The 24543-nt window shown below is 61.9% G+C and carries 17 protein-coding genes; 7 read left to right on the top strand and 10 right to left on the bottom strand.

From position 1 onward, the window contains the following. Positions 1 to 7 precede the first annotated feature (7 nt). Both IE093_RS11425 and IE093_RS11420 read right to left on the bottom strand, forming a co-directional pair. Positions 8 to 1843: a monovalent cation:proton antiporter-2 (CPA2) family protein gene (locus IE093_RS11425; RefSeq protein WP_189469252.1), complete on the bottom strand. Its 1836-nt coding sequence runs from the start codon at positions 1841 to 1843 to the stop codon at positions 8 to 10. A gap of 171 nt (positions 1844 to 2014) precedes the next feature. Next, complete coding sequence (locus tag IE093_RS11420) at positions 2015 to 2431, bottom strand: NUDIX hydrolase (protein WP_189469250.1); 417 nt, start codon at positions 2429 to 2431, stop codon at positions 2015 to 2017. 177 nt (positions 2432 to 2608) lie between these two features. Here IE093_RS11420 and IE093_RS11415 point away from each other — a divergent pair, with 177 nt between their 5' ends. Continuing rightward, entirely contained in the window at positions 2609 to 3280 is a 672-nt protein-coding gene (locus IE093_RS11415; protein WP_189469248.1) for a cupin domain-containing protein, read from the top strand. Positions 3281 to 3443: 163 nt separating this feature from the next. On the opposite strand, the gene IE093_RS11410 is transcribed toward IE093_RS11415, so the two are convergent. From IE093_RS11410 to IE093_RS11400, 3 genes are read right to left on the bottom strand one after another with little or no spacing between them, the layout of a single operon-like run. Then, positions 3444 to 4103 carry a CerR family C-terminal domain-containing protein gene (locus IE093_RS11410; RefSeq protein ID WP_189469246.1) on the bottom strand — a complete coding sequence of 220 codons (660 nt, stop codon included), beginning with the start codon at positions 4101 to 4103 and terminating at the stop codon, positions 3444 to 3446. A gap of 29 nt (positions 4104 to 4132) precedes the next feature. Beyond that, positions 4133 to 7225 (bottom strand): efflux RND transporter permease subunit, encoded by a 3093-nt coding sequence (locus tag IE093_RS11405; protein WP_189469244.1) that lies wholly within the window; start codon positions 7223 to 7225, stop codon positions 4133 to 4135. A 7-nt stretch (positions 7226 to 7232) separates the two neighbouring features. Further along, entirely contained in the window at positions 7233 to 8354 is a 1122-nt protein-coding gene (locus IE093_RS11400) for an efflux RND transporter periplasmic adaptor subunit (RefSeq protein WP_189469242.1), read from the bottom strand. Positions 8355 to 8583: 229 nt separating this feature from the next. On the opposite strand from IE093_RS11400, the gene IE093_RS11395 reads away from it, so the two are divergent. Further along, positions 8584 to 9330, top strand: coding sequence for an intradiol ring-cleavage dioxygenase (locus tag IE093_RS11395; RefSeq protein ID WP_189469240.1), 747 nt, complete (start codon positions 8584 to 8586; stop codon positions 9328 to 9330). Between the two features lie 335 nt (positions 9331 to 9665). Here IE093_RS11395 and nhaC read toward each other — a convergent pair whose 3' ends face one another. Continuing rightward, positions 9666 to 11201 carry a Na+/H+ antiporter NhaC gene (gene nhaC / locus IE093_RS11390; RefSeq protein ID WP_189469238.1) on the bottom strand — a complete coding sequence of 512 codons (1536 nt, stop codon included), beginning with the start codon at positions 11199 to 11201 and terminating at the stop codon, positions 9666 to 9668. Between the two features lie 359 nt (positions 11202 to 11560). Here nhaC and IE093_RS11385 point away from each other — a divergent pair, with 359 nt between their 5' ends. Then, on the top strand, positions 11561 to 12052 hold the full coding sequence (locus tag IE093_RS11385) for an Lrp/AsnC family transcriptional regulator (RefSeq protein WP_229803496.1): 492 nt from the start codon (positions 11561 to 11563) through the stop codon (positions 12050 to 12052). Between the two features lie 116 nt (positions 12053 to 12168). On the opposite strand, the gene IE093_RS11380 is transcribed toward IE093_RS11385, so the two are convergent. From IE093_RS11380 to IE093_RS11370, 3 genes are all read right to left on the bottom strand, one after another. Continuing rightward, positions 12169 to 12486: a hypothetical protein gene (locus IE093_RS11380; protein ID WP_189469237.1), complete on the bottom strand. Its 318-nt coding sequence runs from the start codon at positions 12484 to 12486 to the stop codon at positions 12169 to 12171. Positions 12487 to 12754: 268 nt separating this feature from the next. Continuing rightward, on the bottom strand, positions 12755 to 14008 hold the full coding sequence (locus IE093_RS11375; RefSeq protein WP_189469235.1) for a ribonucleotide-diphosphate reductase subunit beta: 1254 nt from the start codon (positions 14006 to 14008) through the stop codon (positions 12755 to 12757). A 129-nt stretch (positions 14009 to 14137) separates the two neighbouring features. After that, positions 14138 to 17050, bottom strand: coding sequence for a ribonucleoside-diphosphate reductase subunit alpha (locus tag IE093_RS11370; RefSeq protein ID WP_189469233.1), 2913 nt, complete (start codon positions 17048 to 17050; stop codon positions 14138 to 14140). A gap of 514 nt (positions 17051 to 17564) precedes the next feature. Here IE093_RS11370 and IE093_RS11365 point away from each other — a divergent pair. Then, positions 17565 to 18281 (top strand): winged helix-turn-helix domain-containing protein, encoded by a 717-nt coding sequence (locus IE093_RS11365; protein ID WP_189469231.1) that lies wholly within the window; start codon positions 17565 to 17567, stop codon positions 18279 to 18281. After that, positions 18281 to 19927 carry an ATP-binding protein gene (locus tag IE093_RS11360; protein WP_189469229.1) on the top strand — a complete coding sequence of 549 codons (1647 nt, stop codon included), beginning with the start codon at positions 18281 to 18283 and terminating at the stop codon, positions 19925 to 19927. Before IE093_RS11365 ends, IE093_RS11360 begins: the two co-directional genes overlap by 1 nt. A gap of 154 nt (positions 19928 to 20081) precedes the next feature. On the opposite strand, the gene IE093_RS11355 is transcribed toward IE093_RS11360, so the two are convergent. After that, positions 20082 to 20996, bottom strand: coding sequence for a LysR family transcriptional regulator (locus tag IE093_RS11355; RefSeq protein WP_189469226.1), 915 nt, complete (start codon positions 20994 to 20996; stop codon positions 20082 to 20084). Positions 20997 to 21127: 131 nt separating this feature from the next. Between IE093_RS11355 and metE the strand changes: the two genes are divergently transcribed. Further along, entirely contained in the window at positions 21128 to 23413 is a 2286-nt protein-coding gene (gene metE, locus IE093_RS11350; protein WP_189469300.1) for a 5-methyltetrahydropteroyltriglutamate--homocysteine S-methyltransferase, read from the top strand. A gap of 123 nt (positions 23414 to 23536) precedes the next feature. Beyond that, entirely contained in the window at positions 23537 to 24325 is a 789-nt protein-coding gene (locus IE093_RS11345; RefSeq protein WP_189469224.1) for an MliC family protein, read from the top strand. Positions 24326 to 24543 lie beyond the last annotated feature (218 nt).

Genomic DNA, 24543 nt, shown 5'->3' with positions numbered 1-24543 from the left:
ATGGCTCTCAGGGGTCCTGTCGTTCTCGGGGTGCAGCGTTACGCCGTGGTGCCGTGGTGGCGACTTCCTCGTCGGCTTCGTACAAGGCTTCCAGTTCCTGGGCGGCTTCCTGCACGGTCTGTATCAGTTTCTTCTCATTGCCGAAGACTTCGAGCTGACGCATCAGCGCCTGCTCGTCGTGAGGGCGGAAGGTGTCGATGGTGTGTTGCGCTTGTTCGCTGGGGATGCCCAACTCGATCAGCACGTCGCGGGTGAGTTCCAGGCTGGCGGGCAGCAGTTCGCGCACGATGTTGTGGATGCCGGCGCGCATCAGCAGGTGGGCATGATAGCGGTTGCGGGCCCTGGCGAAGATGCGCAGGTGCGGGAACTGGCGCTTGACCTGCTCGACGATGCGCATCGAGGCCTCGATGTCACCCACTGCCACTACCAGAACGCGGGCCTTGTCAGCGCCGGCGGCGCGCAGCAGGTCGATGCGCGAGGCATCGCCGAAATAGACCTTGTTACCGTAGCGGCGCACGAATTCGACGTGATCGGCATTGATGTCGAGTACCGTATAGGGAATCTTCAAGCCCTGCAACGCGCGGCCCATGATTTGCCCGAAACGGCCGAAGCCAGCAATGATGATCTGCGGTGAATCATCCACAGGGTTGTCGTAGGCCGGTTTGGGGCGGGGCTTGCCGACGAACAGAGGCCGGATCCAGTTGACATGGGCCAGAAAAAACACTGGGGTGACGGCCATCGATAGCGAGATCACCAGTACCAACAGGCCTACCAGCTCCTGGCCGAGCAGGGCCGCAGTGCCCGCCGCGGTCAGCACCACAAAGCCGAACTCCCCGCCTTGGGAGAGCAGTACGCCGAGATTGGTCGCCTCCCGCCAGCCTGTACCGTACAGCCGTGCCGCCACGATCATGCTCAGTGCTTTGGCCAGCAGCAGGGCCAGCGTCAGCCCGACGATCATCCAGGGCTGCTGGGCGAGCAGCCCGAGCTGGGCGGTCATGCCCACGGCCATGAAGAACAGCCCCAGCAGCAGGCCGCGGAAGGGCTCGATGTCAGCCTCGATGTTGTGGCGATACTCCGAGTCGGCGAGCAGCACCCCGGCGATGAAGGCACCCAGCGCCATCGACAGCCCGGCGATATCCATCAGCAGGGCGGCACCGATGACCACCAGCAGGGTAGTGCCGGCGAAGACCTCGCGGCTGCGGGTATTGGCCGCCAGGCGGAACAGCGGGCGCAGCAGGTAGCGACCGCCGACGATCAGGCCGAGAAAGGCGCCGGCGGCGAGCAGGATCTCGCCCAATAGTGGTGCGACGCCATCGGCGATCAACGACCCGGCAGCGAGGATGGGGATGACCGCCAGGACCGGGATCGCCGCCATGTCCTGGAACAGCAGCAGCGCGAAGGCATTGCGCCCATGACGGGCCTGCAGTTCCTTGCGCTCGCCCAGCAAGTGCAGCACCAGCGGTGTGGAACACAGCCCCAGGCTGAAGCCGACCACCAGGGCCGCGATAGGGGGAAGGCCCAGCCACCAGGCGCTTATCGCCAGGATTACGGTAGTCACGGCGACCTGCAGACTGCCGAAACCGAATACCGCCTTGCGCATGACCTTCAGGCGTGAGGGCTTGAGTTCCAGACCGATCACGAACAGCAGGAACACGATACCGACCTGCGAGAACTGCAGTACTCCCTCGGCATCGGGCACAAGCCCCAGTACCGATGGGCCGATCACGACTCCAGCGGCCAGGTAGCCCAGCACCTCGCCAAGGCCCAGCCACTTGAAGATCGGTACGATCAGCACCGCCGCGGCAAGAAAGATCAGCACATTGTAGAGCAGGTCGATGGCCAAGAAAGGCTCCTTAGGGGGAGATGACTCACACCTGAATGATTCTACATGAGGCAATGAACGATATTATGTAACAAGCAAAGGTCAGGCCAACATGGAATACAAGCGGATTGGGACCGCCAGCAGTGACCATCGTCTTGCAGTCGTTGCCGAGGTGCGGTGCCGTTGTTGATGTCAGTCCTGCAAGGCTTCCAGTGCCAGCGGCAGCACCTGATCGCGCGTCAGTGGGGCCAAGGGGAGTTCGGCGGCCATTGTCGGCGTGACCCAGACGATTTCCTCGATTTCCGCTGCCGCTTGGATGGGATGCGTCATGGTGGCGCGAAAGAGATGTGCCGCGACGACATGTCCCGGTTCATTGGCCGCTGGTGCCGTGAATTCTCCCAAGGGCTCCAAGCTCGAAGGCGCACCGCCGAGTTCTTCTCGCAGCTCGCGGGCCAACGCCGCGACGGGAGTCTCGCCGGCTTCGATCTTGCCGCCGGCTTGCATGAAAGCCTGGGTATCGCGCTTACGGACCAGCAGCAGCCGGCCGTTTTCGTCGGTGATCAAGGCGGCGGCGATATGAAGGGTCTGTGTGTTTCGATGGTGGGACATGCGGTCGGCTTTTCCTGAGTCTTTCGTTGCGCTTCCTTGGGGCGATGTATTGTCGCCGAACCGCCATCGCCTTGCCAGCGGGGCGGAGAAGATTGGCCAGGCAGGCCGTAATCAGGTGATGACGTGTACCACGCTGTGGTCGAGAATGTTAAGTGGCATTCAAATGGAGAAAGCACGATGCGACTCAACGCCGATTTCTCCGAGCGAGTCGTGGTGACCCCCGAGACATATCGTTGGGTGGATTCACCGACGAAGGGCGTGGAGCGAATGATGCTGGATCGTATCGGCGAGGAAGTGGCACGGGCTACTTCGCTGGTGCGTTATGCGCCCGACAGCCGCTTCCCGCCCCATGAGCATGGTGGTGGCGAGGAACTTCTGGTGCTGGAAGGCGAGTTCGCCGATGAGCATGGCACATACCCGGTGGGAACTTACCTACGCAATCCCATCGGCACCTCGCACGCACCAAGGGCGGGCCGGCAGGGCACTATCCTGTTCGTCAAACTGCACCAGTTTTCTCCCCGGGACACCGAGCGCAAGGTCATCGATACCCAAGCTTGGTCCTGGCAACCCGGGCCAGAGGAAGGCCTGCTGGTAATGCCGCTTCATGACTTCGAGGGCGAGCAAGTCGCCTTGGTGAAGTATGCCTCCAACACGCGTTGCCAGCCGCATACCCACTGGGGCGGCGAGGAAATCCTGGTGCTGGAAGGCACCTACCATGACGAGCATGGCGCCTATCCCAAGGGGAGCTGGCTGCGCAGCCCACACCAGAGCGGGCATGCCCCCTTTACCGGAGAAGACGGTGCCTTGCTCTATGTGAAGAGTGGCCACCTGATGCCCGGGAAACACTGAATAAATGTCTGCGCTGCCCAATCGCTGCGTTGTGCGGTGCTGGTGCGCCAGCCCGGTCGAAGCCTCACATATACCCCATATGCTCCGGTTGCTGCGCTCCGGGCGCCTTGCGCTTGACCATGCTCGTCGATTTCTTCAGCGTCTCCCCAAAGCGCGGTGACGATCAATCCGCTTCATAGACCCGCAGATGCGAGGCGATCACGTCTTCGATGGTCGCGGTGATGGTGTCGTCGAGCGCTTCGATGCCCAGGCGCCGCAGCAAGGGCTCGCGGCAGATCAGGAAAAACACGATCTGCCCGATCAGGGTATGGGTCTCGACGATCACCCTCTGGTCATCGCGGGAGCGCTCGGTCAGTATCGCGATCAGCGTGCTCAGTGTCGCCTGGACAGTGCCGAAGGCCTGGGTGTGCAGGATGTCGAAGGCTTCGGTGGGGGTGGCCTGTTCGCGGATCACGAACAGCAGCCATTGACGGCACTCGTCATCCGCGGTGAAGACTTTCACCATGCGACGGGTCATGTCTTGCAGGGCCGCCATTGCCGTCTGGCGATCTGGCTTTCCTTCGGCGTCATTGGCCATGGTGGCTTCGTCCAGACGCAACCGCTGGCGCAACTGCCCGGCGATATAGCGTGCCGCCGCCAGGTAGAGTCCATGCTTGTTGTCGAAGTAGTAGGCGATCGAGCCGATGTTGGCCTCGGCGGCGTCAGCGATCATACGGGTCGTCGTTGCCTTGTAGCCGAGTTCGCCGAACAGCCGGATGCCGGCCTGGATCAGTTTCTCCTGGGTATTGTCCCGTGGCTGACGGCGGTAGGGTTGATCTCCCATCTGACATTCACTCTCTTTCACTCGACCTTTCACTCGGCGGCTTGTGGCCGCGTGCCGATGCCGAAGAAGTAAGTGTACAGTACCGGCACCACTCCCAGGCTCATGAGGGTGCCCATGCCGAGCCCGAAAGCCATGGCGCTGGCCATCCCGTAGAACAGCGGGTCACGACCGACAATCAGTGGCAGGAAGCCGAGAATCGTGGTGGCGGCCGACATCAGGATCGGCCGCAGGCGTCTCTCCGAGGCCTTGACCACGGCCTCCAAGGCATCCTGTCCAGGCTCGTTTCGCTCGATATCGATGCGATCGATCAGCACGATCGCATTATTGATGATGATACCCGCCAGACTATAAATGCCCAGCAGCACCATGAAGCCGAAATCGGCGCGCATCGTCAGCAACCCCAGGGCGACGCCGGTGATGACCAGCGGAATGGTGGCGACGATCAGCAGTGGGCGCTTGAATGAATTGAACTGCGCCACTAGCAGGATGAAGATCAACCCCAGACAGATAGGTAGGTAGGCTTGCAGCGCCGCCTGTCCCTCGGTGGATTCGACCACCACACCGTCGAACTCGATCCAGTGCCCTGGCGGCAGGCGCGCCTCCAGCTCGGACAGTCGTGGCGTCAGGCGCGGCACCATGTCCTCGGCTGTCAGGTAGCGGTTGCGTCCTTCGATGGTGATGGTGCGCACCAGGTTTTCGCGGTCGATGCGGTAGTAGCCGTTGTCGAGTTCGATGGACGCTACCTGGTTGAGCGTTACCCCATCGCCCGGCGAGTCGAGCGGGTAGATGGTCAGCGACTTGAGTCGCTGCAGGCTCGAGCGGTCTTCCTCGGCGTAGCGCAGCATCACCGGAATGATATCGTCGCCGTCACGGAAGTGGCTCAGGTGGTAGCCGTCGATGGCACTCTGCAATGAGTTCGCGATGTCCTCCGAGGTGATGCCGGCCTGGCGTGCCCGCACCTGGTCCACCTCGATGCGCAGCGAGGGAATCCGGGCTTCCCAGCTCTGGCGGATATCGATAGCACCGTCGAGGCTGGCCAGGATGGCTTCGACCTCCTTGGCCGTTTCATACAGTACGTCCCGGTCGGGGCCTTTGACCTGCACCTCCAGCAGGCTGCTGTCCGATGGTCCCAGGAACATCTTGGTGACCTGTGGCGACACGTCGGGGTACTCGCTGGCGAAGAACGCGCGTGTCGAGTCGATCACATGATCGACCCGGTTGCGGTCGGCGACATTGAGCACCATGAATCCCTTGTTGGGAGCTGGGTCGATCGGGGTCAGCGATAGCACGAAGCGCGGGCCGCCGAATCCCGCGTAGGCGGCGATGCTGGTGACATCCTCGTTCAGGGCCGGTGCCTGCTGCAGTTCCCGGCTGAGCCACTGTAGCTTGCGGTCCGCTTCGCTTGCCGCGATATCGGAAGGAAAGTCGACATATACCAGGACCTGGTTGCGATCCGAGTCAGGGAAGAACTTCTTGGGTACCGCCTGCATCATCGCCACGCCTGACACCAGGGCCAGCGCCATGACGCCCAGGAACAATACGCGGTGCCTGAGTACGCGCCGCAGCAGCCAGGCGTAACGCCGCGAGATGCCCTGGAACATCCGGTCGGAGACATTGGACGCCGGTGTGTCATTGCCGGTCCCTGTCGGTGCCTTGAGGAAGCGGTGGCACAGCGCGGGCGTGACGGTCAGCGACAGGAACCAGGAGCTCAGGAGAGTGATGGCGATGACGATGGAGATCGAGCGGGTGTACTCTCCGGACACATGCTGGGCGAGCATCAGGGGCAGAAACACCAGAATGGTGGTCAGCGTCGATGACAGCAGGGGAATCGCCAGTTCCTTGCCTGTCTCCCGCAGCGCCTGGTCACGTTGGCTGCCAGTCTCCAGGCGAGTCTTGAAATCCTCGGCAATGACGATGGCGTTGTCGACCAGCAGTCCCAGCGCGATTACCAGCGTGGCGAGGCTGGCACGCTGCAGGGTCACGTCCAACAGGCCCATGATGGCCAGAGTCACCAGCATCACGGCGGGAATGATGGAGCCGACGATCAGTCCGGTTCGCAGCCCCAGGAACAGGATCACCACCGCCAGCACGATGCCCAAGGTCTGCAGCACGCTCGAGGTCACGCCGTAGACGGCGTTGGCGACTTGGGTGGGCTGGAAGGTCATGATCTCGAGACGGTAGCCCGCCGGCAGGGGCGCTTGCAGCTCGTCGATGCGTGTCTTTATCGCCCGGCCGTAGTCGAGAACGCTGACGCCATCGAGCATGGAGATCGCAAAGACAATTGCCTGCTTGCCGTTGAAATAGGCCGGCTTGTCGATGGGATCGACATAGCCGCGGCTGATCTCGCCGAGATCGCGCAAACGTAGCGTACCACCGGCGTCCGGCAGGCGGATCTCGGTGTCGCCCAATGTTTCCACGCGGTCGAACTCGCCAGTGACCTGTAGTGCCAGGCGCTGTTCGCCGGCTTCCAGTACGCCCCCTGGCGGGAAGATATTGCGCTTCTGGATCTGCGCGGCCAGATCGGAGGGTGCCAGCCCCAGCTCGGCTAGCTTGGCTTCGGAAATGTCGATGAAGATACGCTCGGGCTGCACGCCGATCAGTTCGACGCTCTTGGTGCCCTCGGTGGCATAGAGTGCGGCGCGGATGTGCTCGGCGATTTCCTGCTGCTCGGCCTGCGGAAAGTCGTCGGCGGTGAGTGCCGCCGTGACCACCGCCACATCGCCGAAATCGTCGTCGATGACCGGGTCCTGGGTGCCCGCAGGGAGGTTGGGACGCACCGACTCGACTTTCTTGCGTACCTCGTCCCAGATCTGATCCAAGTTGAAATAGCGGTCCTGGATTTCCACATGCAGGATCGAACGTCCGCGCATCGAGGTCGAGCGGATTTCCTCGACTTCTCCAATCGAACGGATGCTCTCTTCCAGGGGCTTGGTAATGTTCTCTTCCACCTGTTCCGCCGGCAGCCCAGGGTAGGCCGTACTCACCACCGCTTCGCGAATGGTGATCTTGGGGTCTTCACGTGCCGGGAGGGTGAAGTAGCTGACCACGCCATAGAGCATGGCGACCAGAGTGGCCAGATAAAAGACGGGGCGGCGGCGATAGGCGATCTGCGACAGGTTCATGCGTCCCTCAGTTGTAGCGCTCCGGTCCCTGGCCAAGCAGGCTGACGGTTTCCCCCTCGCTGACGAACTCGGCGCCGCGGGCCACGATTCGTTCTCCGGATGCCAGTTCGCCACGAATGGCGGCGACACCGTCGTCGACCGAGGCGACCTCGACCGCGACGCGCTCGAGGCGCATGGCATCCGTCACCCGCAGTACGTGAGCGCTACCTTTGGTGTCATATACCAGCGCGGTCAGCGGGATATGCCACTGCGATGCTTGTGCACCGGTTGCCTGAGGCTTGTGGATCGACAGCTCGACTTGGGCCGTCATGCCTGAGCGGAGGCCTGGCGGGGCCTCATCCAGGGTCAGCACCACTGGGTAGTTGTTGGATGACTGTGGTTGGGTACCCAGATGCCGGATGGTGGCAGGTATCGAGGCTTCACTCAGGGCGGGTACGATGACTCGGTGCGTCGAACCTGGAGGAATCGCACTGACCAAGGTTTCGGGAACACTGGTATGCATCTCGAAGCCGTCACGTTCGGAAATCACTTCGACCACCGGTTGATTGGCGCCGACCCGCTCGGAGGGTTCCACATGCCGCTGACTGACCGAGCCATCGAAGGGGGCGCGAAGGGTGGTCATGCGCAGATCGCGTTCAGCCAGCTCCCGTGCAGCCACCGCTGAAGCAAACTGCGACTCGGCGGTATCCAGCGCCGCCTTGGCGGCATCCAGGTGGGCCTGGCTGACGAATCCTTTTTCCCTGAGGCTGGCCTGGCGCGTGTAATCCTGACGTTTTTCCTGGCGCTGTGCCCGGGCCTCGTTCTCTTCGGCCCGGCGTTGATTGACGATCAGCTGGTAGCGTGCCTCGTCGAGCTCCGCCAGGATGTCGCCTGCAGTGAAGCGATCCCCCACCTCCACCGCCATGCGTTCGATCTTCCCGGAGATCTCAAAGCTCAGCGAGGTCTTCTCCGCAGCCTGGATCCGGCCGGAGAAAGTCGTGATGGAGAGGCCGTTCGCGGGCTGCACGACATAGGTATCCACCACCCGGGCGAGTTTCGGGGGCTCCTCGCTCTCGGCGGTACAGCCGGTGGCCAGCAGTGCCAGATAGCCCAGCAGCAGAAGTACGGGCAGTGAGCGGTTCGACCACATGCGTGCAGTCCTCGATGACCCGAAGGGAGGAGGCCAGGGATGCGCCCCAGTGCGAGTCTTGGATTTTATTAATCATTTGATTAAATCGTCAATGTCGAGCTTATCGGACTGTTCTGAATTGATCGATTTGGGCACCAGTTGCCCAGGTTTCTTTCATGGGCGAGTTGCTCGGGCCTCTCATGGGCAAGGCGGTCTACGCTATAGAAAGCGAATTTCGAGGAGTTATCAGATGGCCAAGTGGGGCACGATAACGGGTCTTCGGGATCTGAGCCGGCGCCAGATGCTGCGTCTGGCCGGGGCGGCTGCCGTTACCGCATGGTGGGGTGGCGGGGTACGAGCGGCCGATACGGTGGCTGACGACGATACGAGTACCTGCGTGGTCAGGCCTAGCCAGACGGAAGGCCCCTATTTCGTGGATACCGGCCTGGAGCGCAGCGACATTCGCGTGGACCCGGCGGATGGCACTCGTAAGCCGGGGGTGCCGCTGACCCTCACGTTCCAGGTCTCACGTCTCGAGGGCGGGGCCTGTACTCCGCTGCCGGGCGCCGTGGTTGACCTCTGGCAGTGCGATGCCCTGGGCGTCTATTCCGGGGTGCGCGACTTCGCCGGGCGGTTCGACAGCCGCGGACAGGCATTCCTGCGCGGGTACCAGGTGACTGACAGCGAGGGGCTTGCGCGTTTCGTGACGATCTACCCCGGCTGGTATCCGGGGCGCACGGTACACATCCACTTCAAGATCCGCACCGAGCCGGGAGCCGAGCGCGGCCTGGAGTTCACTTCGCAGCTCTATTTCGACGACGCCCTCACGGACCGGGTCCATTCCCAGCCTCCATACGCGGAGAAGGGGCAGCGCGACGTGCGTAATGACAGGGACGGTATCTACCAGCGCAGTGGAGGAGATGAGTTGATCTTGTCATTGACCGAGAGCAAGGAAGGTTTCGAAGGTCGATTCGCCATTGCCCTGGAGGCGGGGTGAGGGAGATCGCCGTGCTGCTAAGCAGGAAAACCCCCACCCGTTTCCGGGTGGGGCAGGTGAGACGTTACTGCGAGGGGGGCTTGTAGTGGCCGGGGATCTTGATCTTTTCCCCGTTAGGAAGATCGCGTACATGCGTGGGTACATAGACTCGCTTTATTACGCTTTTGCTTTCCGTCATCGTAAGCTCCTCCTTGTTTACCTCACCTTAATCCTCTCGCCAGTCACGATCAATCCCAGCTCAGCGTGCATGAACAACGCCCCGCCCGGGAGAACCGGGCGGGGCGTGATCTTTTGATTCCGCCATCACGACGGGACCAGGCGTTATGCGGACGGTGTCAGCTCGACGGCCTTGGGCTTGCAACGGGCTCTTCGCTGGCCTGACCGGCGGCACCTAGCTCGGACTGGGTCGCGACAGCTTCGCCCTGCGCCTGCCAGAGACGCCGCTCTTCTTCGCTGGCGCGGGGTGAGAATAAACCGGTCTGCGCATAGATCAGGCCAATCACCGGTGACATCCAGCAGGCGAAGGCCAGCGGAATGTACAGCAGGTTCTCGACATTTCCCTCGACGATGCCGAGTCCAAGGGCGCTGATCACGAAGGCCCCGCCGGCATTCCACGGAATCAGTGGCGAGATGAGGGTGCCGCCTTCCTCGATGGCGCGAGACAGGTTCAGTGTCGAATACCCCATTCCCCGGTAGGTGGGTGCGTACATGCGACCGGGAAGGGCAATCGACAGGTACGGGTCGCCGGCAACCAGGTTGGTGGACACCGAGGTGAACACCGCGGCTGTCTGCACACCCTTGAAGCTGCGCACCTTGGTCATGATGGCTCGGATGATCGTTTCCAGGCAGCCGGTCTTTTCCAGCGCGCCGCCGAAGCCGAGGGCGATGAGAATCAGTGAAATGGTCCACATCATCGACTGGATGCCGCCGCGATTGAGCAAACTGTCAATGGCGCCGATGCCGGTATCGATCGAATAACCGCTATTGGCATAGGTCAGCAGGTCATGCACGCCGACACCTTGAGCGATCATGGCGGTGACTGCACCGGACAGGGCGCCGGCGAACAGCGACGGTATGGGCGGCATCCGCTTGACTGCGAGCACGATCACGAGCACTGCCGGCAGCAGCAGCCAGGCCGAGATGGTGAAGTTCGCCTGCAGCGCGGTGGTGATGGCATTGATCCTGTCGAACGAGGCGGCACCGTCGTCGATCAGGGTGAAGCCCGCCACCAGGTAGATGACAAAGGCGATCAGCATCGCCGGGATCGTCGTCGGCATCATGTTCTTGATATGGGAGAACACATCCGTGCCGGTGACGGCCGGGGCGAGGTTCGTGGTGTCCGACAGCGGCGAGACCTTGTCGCCGAAGAAGGCGCCCGACACCACCGCCCCGGCGGTCCAGTACATCGGGATGTCAAAGCCCGCGCCAATGCCCATCAGCGCGAGGCCCACCGTGCCGACCGTGCCCCAGGAGGTGCCCAGCGACACCGAGACGATCGAGCAGAGCAGCATGGCTGCAGCGAGGAAGATGGTTGGCGAGAGGATCGTCAGTCCGTAATAGATGAGTGTCGGCACGGTGCCGCTGGCGATCCACACGCCGATGATCATGCCGACGCAGATCAACACCGAGACGGAGGGCAGGGACACGTGGATGACGTGAAAGATGCCCTCTTCGATCTGTTTCCACCGGAAGCCAAGCTTGACCCCGACCAGCGCCGTGATCGCTAGGCCAATGGCGAGCGGGATGTGGGGAGTGAAGTCGCCGAAATAGAATAGCTGCACCGCCAGTACCAGCAACGTCAGAACGACGGGGGTGAGCGCCAGCATCAGGCTTGGCTGTTTATAGACTATTGGATCTTTTGGACTTGTCATGTCGATTACCTTAGGGTTGATGTGCGTTATGCTTGCTTTGCTTTCTTAAGCAATACGCAGCTTCCCGAGCCTTATCGATCGGGCGTCGATCGATAAGGGTCGATAACTGGATTCGCTTGATGAATTGTTGTCAGGCATTCGTATCCTCCTTGTTGCCGCCAGATATCGCGACACCCGCCCAGAGGGCTTGCATGTCACCGTGACCGGTGTGTCGAGGGCAGTCGCATTGCCATCTGACTGTCGTTGTTTTATCTCCGTAGCCCTCTGGGCTCATTGTTAGTCATTTTGGCTAGGAATTGGCTCCAAATAACGGTAAAATGGTTTACTTTTGTCCTCAAAATAAGATATGAGTAGTCAATATGGCTAACAGGATGGAGCGTATAGACCGCATAGATCGCCGGATTCTGCACCAACTGCAGGAGCATGGACGCCTCCCCATCGTGGAGTTGGCAAACCGGGTGAATCTCACCAAGACGCCTTGCGCACAGCGCGTACGTCGACTCGAGCAGGCCGGCATCATCCGCGGCTATCGCGCCGACCTGGACCCACAGCAACTCGGTGCGGGCCATGTACTGGTCGTGCTGGTGACAATGGACAAGACGAGCGAGGACGCCCTCGACAGATTCAATGAGGCGGTACGTCTTATCCCCGAAGTGCAAGGCTGCTATATGGTGGCGGGAAATTTCGATTACATGCTAAAGGTGAGAACCCACGATATCGCGCATTATCGTGCCGTGCTCGGTCAGCAGATTGGCAGGTTGCCGAATGTTCACCAGACGCACTCCTTCGTGGTGATGGAACTCGTGAAAGACGAAGTGACGGTGCCGGTTCCCATCGACTCCCTGACCTGATCGGAGTCGTCCATGAACTCCGGGCGAGGGCCAACTAACGCCAGAGAGGGCGACGCATAGAGCCTTCCGCCCCGCGAGCGATGCCCGCGGGGTGGGGATGGTGGTGGCACCGTGGGTCAGTGTGTGCGCTGGTTCATGCCGCGTGGCTGGCGGGTGAAGCGAACCGGTGGACGGTACTTCTCCTCTTGGGAGGCGCGCTCAGGTGCCGGTCGCACGTACCAGCCCCGGAGCGTCGCCCAGGCTTTCAGCTCACGATAGTCGAGCAGGGGATGCTCGCGGGCGTAGGGATTGGGAGACGACGCGGGAAAGGCGTTGGCCACATGCGAGTAGTGGGCCAGGGCGACTTCGTCGTCATGGGCCGCCAGGGCGCGGTCCAGGGCCGACTGCCACGCCTGGGCGTTGCGATGTGTGCCGCTTTCATGGATTGCATGCATCGGATTGCCCTCAGTTGATGCCTCTGGAGAGAGGCGTCGCCCGGGCGGTGGACGCTGCCCGGGGTCCATGAAAAACGCCCCATCCGCAAGCGGATGAGGCGTTGACATGTCAGCTGGGAGGAGTCTTGTAGTGCCCGGGGTTCCTGACTTTCTCCCCGTTAGGAAGATCGCGTATATGGGTGGGTACATAGACGCGTTTGATGACACTTTTCGATTCTGTCATATCACTTCCTCCGTGCTTGCTACTTCAGGACTCCCCCCCCCACGATCAATCCCAGCTCAGCGCACCGCCGACCTGATACTCGGTGACCCGGGTCTCGAAGAAGTTCTTCTCCTTGCGCAGGTCGATGATCTCGCTCATCCACGGGAACGGGTTCTGCGCGCCGGGGAACTGCTCCTTCAAGCCGATCTGCGCCAGGCGGCGGTTGCAGATGAAGTGCAGGTACTCCTCCATGATCGCCGCGTTCATGCCCAACACACCACGCGGCATGGAATCACGGGCGTAGGCGACCTCCAACTCAGTGCCCTCGAGGATCATCTGGGTGACCTCGTCCTGGAACTCAGGCGTCCACAGGTGCGGATTCTCGATCTTGATCTGGTTGATCATGTCGACGCCGAAGTTCAGGTGCATGGACTCGTCGCGCAGGATGTACTGGAACTGCTCGGCGACACCGGTCATCTTGTTGCGCCGCCCCATGGAAAGGATCTGGCTGAAGCCGCAATAGAAGAAGATGCCCTCGGTGACACAGTAAAAGGCGATCAGGTTGCGCAACAGTTCCTGGTCGGTCTCCGGGGTGCCGGTGTTGAAGTCCGGGCGTGCCAGCGACTGGGTGTGCTTGAGGCTCCAGGCGGACTTGGCGGCCACCGAGGGCACCTCGCGGTACATGTTGAAGACCTCGCCCTCATCCATGCCCAGCGACTCCACGCAGTATTGATAGGCGTGGGTGTGAATCGCTTCCTCGAAGGCCTGGCGTAGCAGGTATTGGCGGCATTCAGGGTTGGTGATCAGGCGATAGAGCGCCAGCACCAGATTGTTGGCCACCAGCGAGTCGGCGGTGGAGAAGTAGCCCAGGCTGCGCATCACGATGCGCCGCTCGTCCTCGGTCAGGCCATCCTGGCTCTTCCACAAGGCGATGTCGGCGTTCATGTTCACTTCCTGGGGCATCCAGTGGTTGGCGCTGCCGTCCAGGTACTTCTGCCACGCCCACTCGTACTTGAAGGGCACCAACTGGTTGAGGTCGGCGCGGGCGTTGATCATCTGCTTGTCGTCGACCTCGATGCGCGCCGCGCCCATCTCCAGCTCCTCGAGGCCGGCGGCCACGTCGAGCTCTTCCAGCGACTTGCGGGCGCGGGCCAGGCGGTCGGCGTCCACCGCCTGGTAGTTGGTGCCCCGGTGCGCCGCGGTCGGCGCTTCTTCGGCAGCCTGCGGCGTGGGCGCCGGAGTCGGCTGTTGCGGCTGGTAGCTTGGCTTGGCCTCAGCGACGGAAGTGTCGTCTTCGTGGAACTCGTCCCAGTTCAGCATGTTCTTCCTCGTTCCTCGGAGGTGGAAGATATAAGAAGGAAGCGCCCTTCGGGCGGAAGAGGGGAAATCCTGCGGCCTCTTCCCTCTTCATCGGCGTGTAGCGCCGTCTTCCTTCTTCCTTCTTGGTCGTTACTGACAGGCCTCGCAGCCCAGGTCGTCGATATCACCCGCGGACGGTGCGCGCTGGCCGCCCTTGCCCTGCAGGAAGTCCTCGATGCCACGTGGCTCTCGATTCGCGGAAGGCTCACCGCTGGCCTGCGGACTTGGCGCCGGCTGGGCGCTGGGTGCGCTGCCGTTACCCACAGCGTTGAGGGTGCCGCGCTCGACAGTGGATTTCTCCACCGAGGTGGCGCCCAGGGCACGTAGGTAGTAGGTGGTCTTGAGGCCGCGGAACCAGGCCATGCGATAGGTTACGTCGAGCTTCTTGCCCGACACGCCCTTGATGTAGAGGTTCAGTGACTGGGCCTGGTCGATCCACTTCTGGCGGCGCGAGGCAGCCTCGACCAGCCACCTTGGCTCGACCTCGAAGGCGCTGGCGTACTTGGCCTTGAGGTCCTCGGGCACGCGGTCGATGGGCTGCACGGAGCCGTCGTAGTACTTGAGGTCATTGACCATCACCTCGTCCCACAGGCCGCGTTCCTTGAGGTCGTTGACCATGTAAGCGTTGACCACGGTGAACTCGCCGGAGAGGTTCGACTTGACGTAGAGGTTCTGGTAGGTCGGCTCGATCGACTGCGAGACGCCGCAGATATTGGAGATCGTCGCGGTCGGAGCGATCGCCATCACATTGGAGTTGCGCATGCCCTGGTTGGCGATCTTGTCGCGGATACGATCCCAGTCCTGTGTGGTCGAGGTGTCGACCTCGATGTACTTCTCGCCGCGCTCCTGCTTGAGTTTTTCGATGGAGTCGATGGGCAGGATGCCTTGGCTCCACAGCGAGCCGTCGAAGCTCTCGTAGCGGCCACGCTCGGCAGCGAGGTCACTGGAAGCTTCTATGGCATGGTAGCTGACCTGCTCCATGGAGCGGTCGGCGAACTCCACCGCTTCGTCGCTGGCGTAGGCGATGCCTTGGGCGTAGAGCGCGTCCTGGAAGCCCATGATGCCCAACCCCACCGGGCGGTGCTTGAAGTTGGAATTGCGCGCCTGGGGCACCGCGTAGTAGTTGATGTCGATGACGTTGTCGAGCATGCGCACGGCCGTGCGCACGGTCTTCTTGAGCTTTTTGCCGTCGAGCTTGCCGTCGACGATGTGCTGGGCCAGGTTGACCGAGCCCAGGTTACATACCGCAATCTCATCGACGCTGGTGTTCAGCGTGATCTCGGTGCACAGGTTGGAGGAGTGCACGACGCCGGCGTGCTGCTGCGGGCTGCGCAGGTTGCACGGGTCCTTGAAAGTGATCCACGGGTGACCGGTCTCGAACAGCATGGAGAGCATCTTGCGCCACAGGTCCTTGGCGCGGACGCGCTTGAACAGCTTGAGCTGTCCGTTACGGGTCATCTCCTCGTATTCCTGATAGCGCTTCTCGAAGGCTGCACCGTACAGGTCATGAAGGTCCGGGCAGGTGGACGGCGAGAATAGCGTCCACTCCTTGTCGTCGAAGACGCGCTTCATGAACAGGTCCGGCACCCAGTTGGCGGTATTCATGTCATGGGTGCGGCGGCGGTCGTCGCCGGTGTTCTTGCGCAACTCGAGGAACTCCTCGACGTCGAGGTGCCAGGTCTCCAGGTAAGCGCACACCGCGCCCTTGCGCTTGCCGCCCTGGTTGACGGCCACCGCGGTGTCGTTGACCACCTTGAGGAACGGCACCACCCCCTGGGACTTGCCGTTGGTGCCCTTGATGTAGGAGCCCAGCGCGCGTACCGGGGTCCAGTCGTTGCCCAGGCCGCCGGCCCACTTGGAGAGTAGGGCGTTGTCGCGGATCGCGCTGTAGATGGCGTCGAGGTCGTCGGGCACGGTAGTCAGGTAGCAGCTCGAAAGCTGGCTGCGCTGAGTGCCGGAGTTGAACAGGGTCGGCGTGGAGGCCATGTAATCGAAGCTGGAGAGCAGCTCGTAGAACTCGATGGCACGTGCCTCGCGATCGTCCTCGTTGAGCGCCAGACCCATGGCGACACGCATGAACATCACCTGAGGCAGTTCATAGCGCACGTCGTCGCGATGGATGAAGTAGCGGTCGTAGAGGGTCTGCAGGCCCAGGTAGGTGAACTGGTTGTCGCGAGTGTGGTCGAGTGCGTCGCCCAGGCGCTCCAGGTCGAACTCGGCCAGTCGCGGATCGAGTTGCTCGAACTCGATGCCCTTGGCGACATACGCCTTGAACGCCGGCTTGTAGAGTTCGGCCATGTCGCTGAAGGTGGCTTCCTCGGCCACGCCCAGGAAGGAGAGCGCCTCGCGGCGCAGGTTGTCCTGCAGCAGGCGCGCGGTGACGTAGGTGTAGTTGGGGTCCTTCTCGACCAAGGTGCGTGCGGTCATCGTCAGCGCAGTGGCCACGCCATCGATGGAGACGCCGTCATAGAGGTTCTTCAGCGAGTCGTCGACGATCTTCTGCGGATCGACGTTGGCCAGGTCGGCGCAGGCCTCGAATACCAGGGTCTCGACGCGGCCCAGGTCCAGCGGGCGACGGCTGCCGTCGGGCAGTGTAACGTTGAGCGTCGGGTGCGGTTTCTCGATGTCGTCGCCGGCGGCGGCACGCGCGCGGGCATGCTCCTCGCGGTAGAGCACGTAGGCGCGGGCGACCTTCTGTTCTCCGGCCCGCATCAGTGCCAGTTCGACCTGGTCCTGGATGTCCTCGATATGCAGGGTGCCGCCATCGGGCATGCGACGCAGGAAGGCCTCGCAGATGGCGTCGCTGGATTGGGCGACGAAGTCGCGGATCCGCGATGAGGCGCCGGCGTTGTCTCCCTCCACGGCGATGAACGCCTTGGTCATGGCCACGGCGATCTTGCTGGCATCGAAGGCGACCACGTCGCCGTTACGCTTGATCACCCGTAGTTGCTGGGGAGCGGTCACATTCACTGAGGTCTTGCCGGGAGTGAGAGTGGTATCCATGGCGCCGTGTTTTCCTAACGATGGTGGATGGATGTAATGATCCTGTTACGAAGGCCAGGGTTCTGGACATCGGCCGGATCCGGACGGAAACTTGTGTACTTGCCGCCTGGTCGAAGCCGGTTTGACAGAGATGTCCCCGCTTGCTAGAAGCACATTATCTTGTAGTCCCTCTGGCTACGAACACAAGATAGAGTGCCATTTGCCTTTCATCAAGTGGATAAGCTGTGGGTATCTTGTGTCTCTTCTGGGGAGGAATTGCGGGCTCTCATCGAGCCCTGGTTTTGGCGCCTACGACGTGGGTGAGTGCACGAGATCGGCGGGAAATGAGATTCACTAGCGGAATTTCAGGTAACCTCGGTTATCATTCGCTAACATGAATGTAGCTGAGCGTAGCACTTGCTGGATGCGTCACCGGTGGTGCTGCTCGAGCCGGCGTCTCTGCCGGGCTGGGAGCAAGTGTTCGTGAAATTGGCGTGACCCGAATCTGTGGGTCACCAGGATGGGATATAAAGGGATGAATGGAAGCTTGGACAGCAACGACCTGGATCACGTACTGATCATCGAGGACGATGAGCGGTTGGCTGGCCTGACCCGCGATTACCTGGAGGCCAATGGCTTCCGGGTGACGGTGGAAGCCGATGGGGCCCGGGGCGTCGAGCGCATTGTCGAGCTACAGCCGGATCTGGTGATCCTCGATCTGATGCTGCCGGGCGAGGATGGTTTGTCGATCTGCCGCCGAGCCCGACCCGATTATGCTGGTCCGATCCTGATGCTGACCGCGCGGACTGATGATATGGACCAGGTGTTAGGCCTTGAAATGGGGGCCGATGACTATGTGCCGAAACCGGTGCAGCCGCGAGTGTTGCTGGCCCGCATGCGTGCCTTGATGCGACGTAGCGAAGCAGGCGACACGAGCAGTGGCGAGGCACGACTGACCTTCAATAACCTGGAGATCGATAGCGCCACCCGCGAAGCTTGGCTGGGAGGTGAGCGTATCGATCTGACCAGTGCCGAGTTCGACCTGCTGTGGCTGCTGGCCAGTCATGCCGGCCGCGTTCTGACCCGCGAGGAAATCTTCTCGCAGCTACGTGGCATCAAATACGATGGCCAGGACCGCTCCATCGATGTACGGGTGTCGCGCATTCGTCCCAAGATCGGCGACGACCCCAATCAACCTCATCGTATCAAGACGGTTCGTAGCAAGGGGTATCTGTTCGTCAAGGACGGCTAATGGCAGTACCTCGTTCCCTCGCGCGTCCGCTGGCCGACAGCACTTTCCTGCGGGTCTATGTGCTGCTGGCGTTGGCACTGGTGTTGACCTTCGCCTTGGCCCTGGCCGGCTTCGCCATGATCGATCAGGTGCGTCGCGAACACTACCGCGAACAGCTTGCCGAGGCGCCCATGGCGCTGCTGGTCAACCAACTGGCGGAGCAGCCGGCCGCATTGCGCGAGTCATGGCTGGAGCAGCGCAGCGAAGCGTTGGATATCAGTTTGCGCCTGTATGAGCGCGACTCCCTGCCTCTCAATTATTTCCAGCGTTCACGGCTCGAAGCCGGACGTGTGTTGATCCAGCCGGAAGGGAAGCTCGGCTGGCGCCTGCAGCGTTTGTTGCCTGGCGAGCCACGGGTGCTGGAAGCGGTCCTGATGAGTCTCAACGAGCGCCAGCTGCGCGGCCTTGCCGAAGGGCTGGGGCAATGGCTGGAGCGGGGCGACGCCGGTCAGCGCGAAGAGCGGCTGAAGGTGTTGGAAAGCGCGGCGTTCAGTGTGCAGCTCAGCAATGAACCTCCATCCGGCCTGGATGCGGGCCAGCGTGAACGTCTGGGCGACGGTGAGGTGATCATCCGCATGTTGCCGGAACGTTGGGCGCTGTCGTTGTATCTGCAGCTATCGAGGGACGGCGAGCCGACGCAATGGGTTCACATCGGTCCTGTCGAGGCCTTCGAGCCCATGCCATTGTCGTTGTCGTTGCTGATGCTGGTGGTCATGCTGCTGGTGCTGGCCGGTACTATCTACCTGATCGTGCGCGGGGTCGAAGCGCGCATGGCGCGGCTGGAGCTGGCGGCGACGCGCATCGCTGGAGGCCACCTGGATACTCGGGTCAAGGTCGAGAGTGGTGACTTCCTGGGACGCCTGGGCATGGCTTTCAACGGCATGGCGGCGCAGGTGCAGTCGTTGCTGCGCGCCCAGCAGGAAATGATTCGAGCGGTATCGCACGAACTGCGCACTCCCGTGGCGCGCATCCGCTTTGCCGTACAGATGGTCGAGGACATGACCGACGAAGAACCAGTGCGCCGCCAGTTGTCCGGCATCGACAGCGATATCGAGGAACTCGATGGCTTGATCGACGAGATTCTCACCTATGCCAGACTGGGCGGCGATCATGGCCATGGCATGGTACTGGAAACCGAGATGGTCGACTGCCGTGCCATGGCCGCGCGCGTGGTCGAGGCCTTGGCGCCATTGCATGGCCATCTCGAGCTGTCGATCGTGCCGGGTGATGACGTCGAAGTGATGGCAGAGCCACGTTACCTGCAGCGGGCGCTGCAGAACCTGGTGGCCAATGCCTGTCGGCATGCGGAATCACGCGTGCAGATTCGCCTGCATGGTGAGTCGCGAGCGATCCGTCTGGACGTGGAAGACGATGGGCCGGGCGTGCCGGAGACCGACCGCATGGAGATCTTCAAGCCCTTCGCCCGGCTCGACAACAGCCGCACCCGCCGTTCCGGCGGCTATGGCCTGGGCTTGTCGATCGTCCACAAGATCATGGCCTGGCACGGTGGCAGCGTGATGGTCGACGACAGCGAGGCGCTTGGCGGCGCGCGCTTCTCGCTGCTGTTGCCTGTGCAGCCGCATTCGCACTCCCTGATACCCCATTAGGCTTGTCCTAAAACTGCCTGCACTCGCCCATACGGCGTTAAAAATCAGCTCAAAATACTCATTTACACCCACGTAAACTCCGTCTTTTCGCTGATTTTTGCCTTGTCTGGCCATCGCTCGGCGACTTTTCGGACAAGCCCTAGGGAAGCGCTGCCTAGGCGGGTTTGATGCCTTCCAGCACCGCGAATGAGGTTTCCCGCGCGGTGCGCAGGAAATCCTCCATCCACGGCAACTCGTGGCAGTCGTCGCGAATCGCCGCGAACAGCGTACTCCACATGCCGTTTTCTCCCAGCGCCACGCCGCGCACGTAGTCGCGTTCCAGATATTCCGTCAGCGCCCAGTTGGGCAATGCGCAGACCCCCCGGCCACTGGCGACGAGCTGCATCATCATGATGGTCAATTCGGCGGTGCGTACCTCGCGGGGGCTGACACCGGAAGGATCGAGAAACTGGGTAAAGACGTCCAAGCGTGAGTGTTCCACCGGGTAGGTGATCAGGGTCTCGTCGGCCAGGTCCGTGGGGGTCACCCATGAGCGGTCGGCCAAGCGGTGCTGTTTGGCGACGGCGAGCAGTCCCTCGTAGCGAAACAGCGGCTCGTAGTGTACCCCCGTAAGCGGTTGCGGATCGGCGGTGATCACCAGGTCGAGTTGTTCCCGGGACAACGCCGGCAACGGATCGAAGTTGTGGCCGCTGGGAATGTCGACCTCGACCTCTGGCCAGTGATTGCGGAAGTGGTCGATGGTCGGCATTAGCCACTGGAAGCAGCTATGGCACTCGATGGCCATGTGCAGCCGGCCTTGCTCATTACCGGCCAGGCGGGCCAGGTCACGCTCGGCCATGCGTACCTGGGGCAAAATCTGTTCGGCCAGGGCCAGCAAGCGCTGGCCGGCGCGGGTGAATTCCACCGGCCGCGTCTTGCGCAGGAACAGCGGGTTCCCCAGGCGTTCCTCGAGATCCTTGATCTGGTGCGACAACGCCGACTGGGTAAGGTGGACCCGTTCGGCCGCCTCGACCAGCGAGCCGGCGTCGCGCAGGGCGACCAGGGTGCGAAGATGACGAAGTTCGAGCATGGTGAATGAGCGCTTTTCACGTTGATGATTAGATAATTTAGTTTGATTCACCTTGGATGACCAGCGAGACTTCATGCATCGATGGCGATGACCTCGCCAAGTCTACCGGATTAAGATGAAAGGAAAGCATGATGACGCTGGCTCATACGCTCGGCTACCCGCGCATCGGCGCGGATCGTGAACTGAAGAAAGCCACCGAGGCCTACTGGAAGGGCGAGATCGACCGCAATGCGCTGGAGTCCGCGGGCAAGGAACTGCGTGCACGGCATTGGCAGGCTCAGCGCGAGGCCGGCCTCGATCTGGTCACGGTAGGGGATTTCGCCTTCTACGATCAGATACTCAATGTCTCCGTACTGCTGGGTGCCGTACCCGAGCGCTTCGGTGCCGTGGAAGGCGAGGTGGACCTGGATACCAGCTTCCGTATGGCGCGTGGTCGCGCTCCCGGCGGCACGCCGGCGGCGGCCTGCGAGATGACCAAGTATTTCGATACCAACTATCACTATCTGGTCCCCGAGCTGCACGCTGGCCAGACCTTCCGCCTGGCTTCCCAGCGGCTGTTCGATGAGGTCGAGGAAGCCAAGGCCGCCGGTCACGCCGTCAAGGTGACGTTGACCGGCCCGCTGACCTGGCTGTGGTTGGGCAAGGAAAAAGGGCAAGACTTCGACCGCCTGACGCTGCTCGACACCGTGCTCCCGGTATATGGCGAGATCCTCTCTCGGCTGGCCGAGCAGGGCGTGGAGTGGGTCCAGCTCGATGAGCCGGCCCTGGTCCAGGACCTACCGCACGCTTGGCAACAGGCATATGAAGCCGCCTATCACAAGCTGCAGTCAGCGCCGGTCAAGCTGTTGCTGGCCACCTACTTCGGCGCGCTTGGCGACAACCTGCAGCTGGCGACGAGCCTGCCGGTGGACGGCCTGCATATCGACGCGGTACGTGCCCCACATCAGCTCGAAACGGTGCTCGATCGACTGCCGGCCTACAAGGTGCTGTCTGTTGGCATCATCGACGGTCGCAATATCTGGCGTGCTGACTTGGCTCGACTTCGCGAATCGCTGACCTCGGCCCATGCCCGCCTAGGTGAACGGCTGTGGCTGGCACCGAGCTGTTCGCTGCTGCACGTGCCGGTGGATCTCGACCGGGAAACCGAACTGGATGCCGAACTCAAGAGCTGGCTGGCCTTCGCCCGCCAGAAACTCGACGAAGTGGTGACGCTCGCGCGACTGCTCGATGGTCGCGCCACGCCGGATGATCAGGCACGGCTCGAGGTGGCGACTCAGGCCTTGGCCGCTCGTCGGCGTTCCACGCGCATTCACAAGTCCGCGGTAAGCGAGCGCCTGGCTGCCCTGGCGGCGACGGATGCCGAACGCGACAGCCCTTATGCGAAGCGCGAAGCCGCGCAGCGCCGTAAGCTGGACCTGCCGCTGTTTCCTACCACCACCATCGGCTCCTTCCCCCAGACGACGGAGATTCGCGCAGCGCGTCGCGCTTTCAAGGTTGGCGAGCTGAGTCGCGAAGACTACGAGGCTCGGATGCGCGAAGAGATCGCCTATGCGGTGCAGCGTCAGGAAGGGCTGGGTCTGGATATGCTGGTGCATGGCGAGCCGGAACGTAACGACATGGTCGAGTACTTCGGTGAATTGCTCGATGGCTTCGCCTTCACTCGCTTCGGCTGGGTGCAAAGTTACGGTTCGCGCTGCGTCAAACCGCCGGTGATCTTCGGTGATGTCAGCCGCCCTGCCGCCATGACGGTGCACTGGAGCGAATATGCCCAGTCGCTGACCGAGCGGCCGATGAAGGGCATGCTGACCGGTCCGGTGACGATTCTGCAGTGGTCGTTCGTGCGCGACGATCAGCAGCGCGAAACCACCTGTCGCCAGATCGCCCTGGCGCTGCGCGACGAGGTGGCAGATCTGGAGGCGGCAGGGATCCAAGCGATACAGATCGACGAGCCGGCGCTGCGCGAGGGCTTGCCGCTACGCCAGGCCGAATGGCAAGCCTACCTCGACTGGGCAGTGGAGTGCTTCAAGCTGTCAGCCGCTGTGGTTCGCGATGAGACCCAGATCCACACCCATATGTGCTATTCGGAGTTCAACGACATCATCGCCTCGATCGCCGCGCTGGATGCCGACGTGATCACCATCGAAACGTCGCGCTCGGACATGGAGTTGCTCGACGCTTTCCAGGACTTCGCCTATCCCAACGAGATCGGGCCTGGTGTCTACGATATCCACTCGCCGAACATTCCCGACGTTGAATGGATGGTGCAATTGCTGGAGAAAGCCGCCGAGCGGATACCCGCTGAACGGCTATGGGTCAATCCCGACTGTGGCCTCAAGACCCGGGGCTGGGCGGAAGTCGAGCCAGCACTGGCGAATATGGTGGAGGCGGCCAGGGAGTTACGCCAACGCCACGGCTGAGACGTGTCTCTTCACGTTGGACATGTGATGTTTGCGTCATGCAGGCGCTGGGGCCAAATGCCCCGGCGCCTGTTATGCTTTGGACTACTCAAGGGAATTCTCATCGACCGCCAAGGAGCTGAAATGTCGTCACCCATCGTTTATCCCCTTCGCTTCCTGTCGTTGTTGCTTGGCACCGGCCTGGTCCTGGCCGGCTGTGCCACTTCCCCTTCCCCCGACCGTTCGGGACCCGAGGTGAGCGAACGCCCATCGGCACAATTGCCTCCCAAGCCAGGGGAGGGCACCGAAGCGGAAGTCGTTAGTGCCTCGGCACCGTTGATGCCCTCGGTCTTCTTCGACGGCGGCGCCGAGCAGTTCGTATCCTGGCGTTGCACTCCGGCACAGGACTTGATTTCCACCTATGCCGACGGCGAATTGCGACTATGGTCGACGCACGGTGCCTATCGGCTCGAACCCGCCGTAGTGGCCAGTGGCGCGCGTTTCGTGAAGAACGACCTGAGCTTCTGGAACAAGGGGGATACGGCCCGGGTCGAGAGCGATAATGGCCATCTGGAGTGTAAAAGGGACATGACCCGTCAGTCGCTCACGCGTGAGGAGCGCCCCGGGGTAATGTTCCACGGTCGCGGTAACGAGCCGGGCTGGGTGGTCAACCTGGCCAACGACGCTCCCGAACTCACCCTGTTGCTGGATTATGGCAACCGCGAACTGGCACTGCCTTACCGCGTCACCACCATGGACAATGCGGAAGGTCGTGTCATCCTGGAAAGCGGGCGAGCCGATCAGCCCTTTCAGCTCAGGCTCGAGGCACGCGCCTGCTTCGACAGTATGAGTGGCGCCCCCTACCCGGTGCGGGTGACGCTGGATATCGATGAGCAGACTTATCGGGGGTGTGGGCAAGGCATCGCCCCTTAGGAGCTGGTGAAAACTGTCTGCGCTTGCCCATACTGCGTTAAACAGCAGCTTAGAATGCTCATTTACTACTACGTAAACTCCGCTTCTGCGCTGCTGTTTGCCTTGTCTGGGCTTCGCTCGATGCGTTTTCCCTCAGCTCCTCGCATGCTCATTCGTTTTTATCGAACGAAGAGCGCGGTTTTTTGCGCTTTTTGTTTCAAAAAACACATCTAAGATAG

This window comes from Litchfieldella qijiaojingensis, from assembly GCF_014651875.1.
Taxonomy (GTDB): Bacteria; Pseudomonadota; Gammaproteobacteria; order Pseudomonadales; family Halomonadaceae; genus Litchfieldella; species Litchfieldella qijiaojingensis.
Note: the sequence above shows the minus strand (reverse complement) of the source record. Positions and strands in the feature narration are given on the sequence as shown.

What these genes read in the sequence shown, in the direction of transcription:
- IE093_RS11420 (WP_189469250.1), bottom strand. Translation starts at nt 2,431, where the DNA reads ATGTCCCACCATCGAAACACACAGACCCTTCATATCGCCGCCGCCTTG.
- IE093_RS11415 (WP_189469248.1), top strand. Translation starts at nt 2,609, where the DNA reads ATGCGACTCAACGCCGATTTCTCCGAGCGAGTCGTGGTGACCCCCGAG.
- IE093_RS11410 (WP_189469246.1), bottom strand. Translation starts at nt 4,103, where the DNA reads ATGGGAGATCAACCCTACCGCCGTCAGCCACGGGACAATACCCAGGAG.
- IE093_RS11405 (WP_189469244.1), bottom strand. Translation starts at nt 7,225, where the DNA reads ATGAACCTGTCGCAGATCGCCTATCGCCGCCGCCCCGTCTTTTATCTG.
- IE093_RS11400 (WP_189469242.1), bottom strand. Translation starts at nt 8,354, where the DNA reads ATGTGGTCGAACCGCTCACTGCCCGTACTTCTGCTGCTGGGCTATCTG.
- IE093_RS11395 (WP_189469240.1), top strand. Translation starts at nt 8,584, where the DNA reads ATGGCCAAGTGGGGCACGATAACGGGTCTTCGGGATCTGAGCCGGCGC.
- nhaC (WP_189469238.1), bottom strand. Translation starts at nt 11,201, where the DNA reads ATGACAAGTCCAAAAGATCCAATAGTCTATAAACAGCCAAGCCTGATG.
- IE093_RS11385 (WP_229803496.1), top strand. Translation starts at nt 11,561, where the DNA reads ATGGCTAACAGGATGGAGCGTATAGACCGCATAGATCGCCGGATTCTG.
- IE093_RS11380 (WP_189469237.1), bottom strand. Translation starts at nt 12,486, where the DNA reads ATGCATGCAATCCATGAAAGCGGCACACATCGCAACGCCCAGGCGTGG.
- IE093_RS11375 (WP_189469235.1), bottom strand. Translation starts at nt 14,008, where the DNA reads ATGCTGAACTGGGACGAGTTCCACGAAGACGACACTTCCGTCGCTGAG.
- IE093_RS11370 (WP_189469233.1), bottom strand. Translation starts at nt 17,050, where the DNA reads ATGGATACCACTCTCACTCCCGGCAAGACCTCAGTGAATGTGACCGCT.
- IE093_RS11365 (WP_189469231.1), top strand. Translation starts at nt 17,565, where the DNA reads ATGAATGGAAGCTTGGACAGCAACGACCTGGATCACGTACTGATCATC.
- IE093_RS11360 (WP_189469229.1), top strand. Translation starts at nt 18,281, where the DNA reads ATGGCAGTACCTCGTTCCCTCGCGCGTCCGCTGGCCGACAGCACTTTC.
- IE093_RS11355 (WP_189469226.1), bottom strand. Translation starts at nt 20,996, where the DNA reads ATGCTCGAACTTCGTCATCTTCGCACCCTGGTCGCCCTGCGCGACGCC.
- metE (WP_189469300.1), top strand. Translation starts at nt 21,128, where the DNA reads ATGACGCTGGCTCATACGCTCGGCTACCCGCGCATCGGCGCGGATCGT.
- IE093_RS11345 (WP_189469224.1), top strand. Translation starts at nt 23,537, where the DNA reads ATGTCGTCACCCATCGTTTATCCCCTTCGCTTCCTGTCGTTGTTGCTT.